This is a genomic window from Thermodesulfobacteriota bacterium (genome assembly GCA_031082315.1).
Classification (GTDB): Bacteria; Desulfobacterota; QYQD01; order QYQD01; family QYQD01; genus QYQD01.
In genome coordinates, this window is sequence record JAVHLC010000028.1 from 1 (window position 1) to 4,558 (window position 4,558).

The 4,558-nt window shown below is 46.4% G+C and carries 7 protein-coding genes and 1 pseudogene; 6 read left to right on the top strand and 2 right to left on the bottom strand.

All coding sequences use genetic code 11. The features are described 5' to 3' along the window. Positions 1–2: 2 nt before the first annotated feature. Entirely contained in the window at positions 3–383 is a 381-nt protein-coding gene (locus tag RDU59_12785) for a hypothetical protein (protein ID MDQ7839356.1), read from the bottom strand. Between the two features lie 364 nt (positions 384–747). Between RDU59_12785 and RDU59_12790 the strand changes: the two genes are divergently transcribed. The 6 genes and pseudogenes from RDU59_12790 (at position 748) to RDU59_12815 (ending at position 2,952) form a co-directional block, all read left to right on the top strand. Beyond that, positions 748–1,074, top strand: a complete 327-nt coding sequence (locus RDU59_12790) for a type II toxin-antitoxin system RelE/ParE family toxin (protein ID MDQ7839357.1) — start codon at positions 748–750, stop codon at positions 1,072–1,074. Further along, positions 1,067–1,426, top strand: coding sequence for a helix-turn-helix transcriptional regulator (locus RDU59_12795; GenBank protein MDQ7839358.1), 360 nt, complete (start codon positions 1,067–1,069; stop codon positions 1,424–1,426). The genes RDU59_12790 and RDU59_12795 overlap by 8 nt, the downstream gene beginning before the upstream one ends. Before the next feature lie 385 nt (positions 1,427–1,811). Continuing rightward, positions 1,812–2,084, top strand: coding sequence for a BrnT family toxin (locus RDU59_12800; protein ID MDQ7839359.1), 273 nt, complete (start codon positions 1,812–1,814; stop codon positions 2,082–2,084). Next, the gene (locus tag RDU59_12805; protein MDQ7839360.1) at positions 2,071–2,337 is read left to right on the top strand and encodes a hypothetical protein; all 267 of its coding nucleotides are present in this window, start codon (positions 2,071–2,073) and stop codon (positions 2,335–2,337) included. The genes RDU59_12800 and RDU59_12805 overlap by 14 nt, the downstream gene beginning before the upstream one ends. A 232-nt stretch (positions 2,338–2,569) precedes the next feature. After that, positions 2,570–2,683: pseudogene (locus RDU59_12810) on the top strand (BrnT family toxin). Further along, entirely contained in the window at positions 2,680–2,952 is a 273-nt protein-coding gene (locus RDU59_12815) for a BrnA antitoxin family protein (protein ID MDQ7839361.1), read from the top strand. Before RDU59_12810 ends, RDU59_12815 begins: the two are co-directional and overlap by 4 nt. 100 nt (positions 2,953–3,052) lie before the next feature. Here the strand turns inward: RDU59_12815 and RDU59_12820 are convergent, their stop codons facing one another. Next, a complete protein-coding gene (locus tag RDU59_12820; protein ID MDQ7839362.1) occupies positions 3,053–4,138 on the bottom strand; it encodes a Fic family protein in 1,086 nt (361 codons plus the stop codon). Positions 4,139–4,558: the final 420 nt, after the last annotated feature.

Below are 4,558 nucleotides of genomic sequence, written 5' to 3' on the forward strand. Positions count from 1 at the left end.
TATTAAAAGGAGAGCTGCCTAAAGTGGCCCTGTCCACTATTGACAGTACACCCCAGTATTTCTATTCTGATCGACTCCGAAATGGTGATGTGCTCGGTAATAGCCACCGCGATATGCCTTGAAGGCCGCACCGGTTCGGCATGAATATTCAGGTCGCGCTTGTCTTTAAAAAACTTCAACACGGCATTACCACTCACTTGCGCCTCGTACCACCGTTGCCCGTTTGGCTTCTGTTTTGCCTCATCCAGTGCGTACTGAAGCACGGAGCGGGCAGCAGATAGAAAAGCACTTAACTCATACTGAAAGGCTTCAGGATCATCTATCGAAGCTTCCATACGTCGCGCAAAGTACCTAGCCTCTTTCAGCTTCTCTTGTTCGTGCACAGCATTCTCCAGGACGCATAACATTATATTTTAGCTGTCGACTGTCTTTTTTCATAGTCATAGAGAAAAAGGGTAGTGACGTCAAGCAAAAAAGGGGGGGTTGTGGGGTTTTGCGGAACAGAAAGTGGGCCCTTAAGATTCTAAGTTAACAATACTATCCCGATTGGCAGAGAACATAGAAGAGATTGAAGCTCCCCGCAGCAAGCTGCGGGGAATCTCCGTATGCAAGGTAAAATACATCTTATTCGCTCGCTAACCCCACTGCAAGCAGCGGGGAATGCGCTCGCTGTGCATGTTCAATAATTACGATCCGGGATATGCAAGGGAGTTGACATGGGTTAGCAATTTTGCTAACGTAAAAACCATGGGCTACATCGTTGATTATTTTCATCCACGCGTCAAAGCCGAAATCGAATCCTGGCCTGACGACATATTGGCCGATTTTGCACGTATTGTGGAGCTTCTGATGGAGTTCGGGCCACATCTACGCATGCCGCATTCACGGGCAATGGGCGGAGGTCTTTTCGAGTTGAGACCACGCGGCAGGGAAGGCATCGGTCGCGTGTTTTATTGTTTCGTCATTGGCCAGCGTGTCGTGATACTCCACGCTTTCGTGAAGAAAACACAAGAAACCCCGGAGCAAGAATTGAAAATTGCCCGGAAAAGGCTTAAGGAGGTTCAGAATGGCTGAATTAAAATATAAACCGGTTCCTCATGACCATGAGGCGTTCCTCAAAAAGGCATTGAAGCGGAAGGATTTCAGGGAAGCATACGAAGACCTGGAAGAGGAGTACACACTTGTTCGCGAGATGCTTGCCGCACGATCCAGGGCCGGCCTTACCCAGGAAGCGGTAGCGGAGCGGATGGGAACAACAAAAAGCGCCGTTTCTCGCTTGGAAGCAGCGGGGAAACATGCGCCATCCTTGACTACTCTGAAAAAATATGCCCAGGCTGTCGGCTGTCATCTGGAAATCAAGCTGGTGCCAGACACTTGCCGAACCAAGCGCTCAGCACGGACCGCCAAAAAGCAGGCGGCCGGTTAGAACCGGAAACCGGGACGCCCTTAAGATTCGATTCCTGAGAAGTAACTCACTTTGAAGTGGATCGCCAGAAATATATTGAATCCAATGTTGTGTAAATACTGCATAAATTTTTTATGTGAGCCGTTACTATCTCAAAAAATCGAGTTGCTTCTCAGAAATCAGATTCTAAGTTGACAATGTATTAGGAAAGTGAGAGGAGCAGGGGGCGTTGCTTCTTAGATTGCTTTTCTTTTGATTTCAAAAAGAGAGTAAAAGGAGTAACTCCGTCAGTATTGCACAAGCGGTTGGATAGAAGGCGGATGGTGCGGGAGGGGGGAAGTCGTTAGGCTCCTCCCTATCCAGATTATGCGTGTAATCAAGATTAGAGAATGATATAATTAAAAATATGAAATTCGAATGGGATACGAAGAAGGCCCGCTTAAATTTACGTAAGCACAAGGTCTCTTTTGAGGAAGCCGCAACAGCATTAAAAGATCCGATGGCCGCTACTGGCGCAGATCCAGACCATTCAATTAGCGAGGATAGGTACGTAACCTTCGGTGTTTCAGAACGAGGCAGGTTGTTAGTGGTGGCTCATACGGAGGGCAGAGAAACTATTCGAATAATAAGTGCTCGCGTTGCGAGCAAAGGAGAGCGAAAGATATATGAAGAAGGTTAAAACGAGCAATAAAGACGAATTGCGTGAGGAGTACAAACGGTCAGACTTCCCTGGCGGTTTGGTGCGCGGCAAGTATGCGATGCGTCTGCGTGAATCATCAAATATTGTTGTCCTTGACCCGGAAGTAGCTAAAGCCTTCCCAAACGAACAAGCCGTTAACAGCGCCCTTCTGTCGCTAATCGACCTCGCACAGAAAACAGCACGCATAACCAAGCGCTCAACACGGACCGCCAAAAAGCAGGTGGCCGGTTAGCGCTGGGCCGTTCGTGCAGAAGGGCATAGGATTAAAGAGAAGAAAAGCATTCCTCAAAACCGCACGCGTGATTCGGGATTTCTTGGTATGTAAAACTGCCAGGCATGTTCAGCACGAACGTCCCGGTCTCTTCCATAGTAGAGCATTCGGACGGAACGGTAACCTATGAGGAGGCCAGACTGGTAAGGGCCTGCCTGTTGTCCAAGGCTCCGGCATAGACGGGAGTTATAATACAGACGCCCAAAGGTATTTATTTGTAGTTTTTACGATCAGGGGTAATCGTATCCGGGTCATCTCGGCCAGGGATATGAACAAGAAAGAGAGAAAGGAGTACGAATTATTATGAAAAAGAAGCTCCCGAAATTTACATCGGAAGATGAAGAGCGTAATTTTTGGGCCACCGCTGATTCAACTGAATACGTCGATTGGAAAAAGGCCGGGAGGGTAGTTTTACCAAATCTCAAGCCTTCACTTAAAACGATCTCGTTGCGTCTTCCGGAATTCATGATAGAAGAACTTAAACTTTTGGCAAACAAACGTGACATTCCTTATCAGTCCTTGCTTAAAATGTTTCTAAGCGAACGTATAGAGCAAGAATTGAAATCGGAAACATGATGGAAAAGACCGAAGAACGTCCCGCGGACAGTAAACATCAGTAGTGCCACGGTAGATTTTTTCTGCCAGCCTTGTCCCAATCTATGCCCCTTAATGTCCCTTAAGTCTGACCCTTAATGTCCCTTATTTTTTCGGCTATTTTAGAGGACAAAACGTAATAAGTCCCTTTTTTCTCACCCAGACGCTCAATAATATTTTTTTCAACCAGTGCTGTTAAATCACGGGTGGCAGTCCTTTTAAGCGTGTCGCATAATTTTTGGCACTGTTCATTGTCTATTTGATCATTAACAACTAAGTACCGGATAATCTTTGCCTGACGGTCGTTCAGCCCTTTATCTTCAAACTGCTTGACAACTTTATCCGCACTGATAATCCTTTTACCCTTGCTCTGTATCTCTTTCATCTGTGAGCGAAGCCCATCCACGAAATATTCAAGCCAGACCGTCATATCCATCTTATTCTTACGCACTGACTGGATAGCGTTGTAATACGCCGGACGGTCTTTGTCGTAATATTCAGAGATTGTAAATAACCGCTTAAAGTCGTAGCCTGTCTTATAAAGAATGAGCGTGGAAAGAAGCCGTGCCGTCCTGCCGTTACCGTCAACAAAAGGGTGAATATGCACGAACTGAAACTGGGCAATCCCTGCGGTGAGTATCGGTGAGACTTCCTCGATGTTATCGTTTATCCAATCCACAAACTCCCGCATAAGATGAGGCAGTTCCAGAGGTGCCGGGGGCGTATAAATAATCTCTTTTGTGCGTGAATTGGCAACGTAGTTTTGTATCTTTCTGTAATTCCCGGGCTGGGCTTCACTGCCACGCACGCCACGGACAAGGATTTTATGAAGCTCCCGGACAAGCCCTTCTGAAACAGGATCGTCTTTTCCGAGATACCTTGAAATAAAATCCATTGCCTTCTTGTAATTAAGAAGCTCTCTTTCATCGTCACGGCTGACGCCTTTAACCTTTTTGCCGGATAAAATATCCTGTGCCTGCGAAAACGTTATCGCCGTGCCTTCAATATGCGTTGAGTGGTGAGACTCAAGGATAAGGGCTTTTACCTGCATATCGCTAACCCAGTCATCCTTGAGATTGACGGCGTCAAGAAAACCCCGCACCCGCTCAATTTCAACCAGAGCTTTATTGATTTTCGGCGTTATAGTAATTTTCGGTTTAAACGGCATAATTAACCTCTTGAAATATCAGTTCCTTCCAATCGCTCCAGTCATTACGCAAAGTCGGGACTTGTCAATGACCTTGAGACACTTCCGTTTAAAATTTAGTGTACCTCCGGATCGTTTTTGGGATGCAGCGGTTTGTTGATCCAGACAGTTTTGGGAACGGCATTTATTCGCTTCTGTCAAGCATGTTGCAACGTAAGAAACAACGTCCCAGTCGGCCTATTTCTGGGTGGAGGACCGGGGGAGAGAATCCCCCGGTTACCCGATCAGGCGCTTTTTCGAATCAATTTATTATCAAGTTCGAGTTCGTAGGAGAGAATTGTTTTAATGTTCATTTTCTTGGAAGCATCAAGAATTTCTATTCCGACTCAGCTTTGTCCGGTTAGGTTTTTGCATGTGCCGAATACTGAGAAAACGGAGAAA

Bases quoted from the DNA above. Each gene is read 5' to 3' on its own strand.
- RDU59_12790 (MDQ7839357.1), top strand. From the start codon at position 748: ATGGGCTACATCGTTGATTATTTTCATCCACGCGTCAAAGCCGAAATC.
- RDU59_12795 (MDQ7839358.1), top strand. From the start codon at position 1,067: ATGGCTGAATTAAAATATAAACCGGTTCCTCATGACCATGAGGCGTTC.
- RDU59_12800 (MDQ7839359.1), top strand. From the start codon at position 1,812: ATGAAATTCGAATGGGATACGAAGAAGGCCCGCTTAAATTTACGTAAG.
- RDU59_12805 (MDQ7839360.1), top strand. From the start codon at position 2,071: ATGAAGAAGGTTAAAACGAGCAATAAAGACGAATTGCGTGAGGAGTAC.
- RDU59_12815 (MDQ7839361.1), top strand. From the start codon at position 2,680: ATGAAAAAGAAGCTCCCGAAATTTACATCGGAAGATGAAGAGCGTAAT.
- RDU59_12820 (MDQ7839362.1), bottom strand. From the start codon at position 4,138: ATGCCGTTTAAACCGAAAATTACTATAACGCCGAAAATCAATAAAGCT.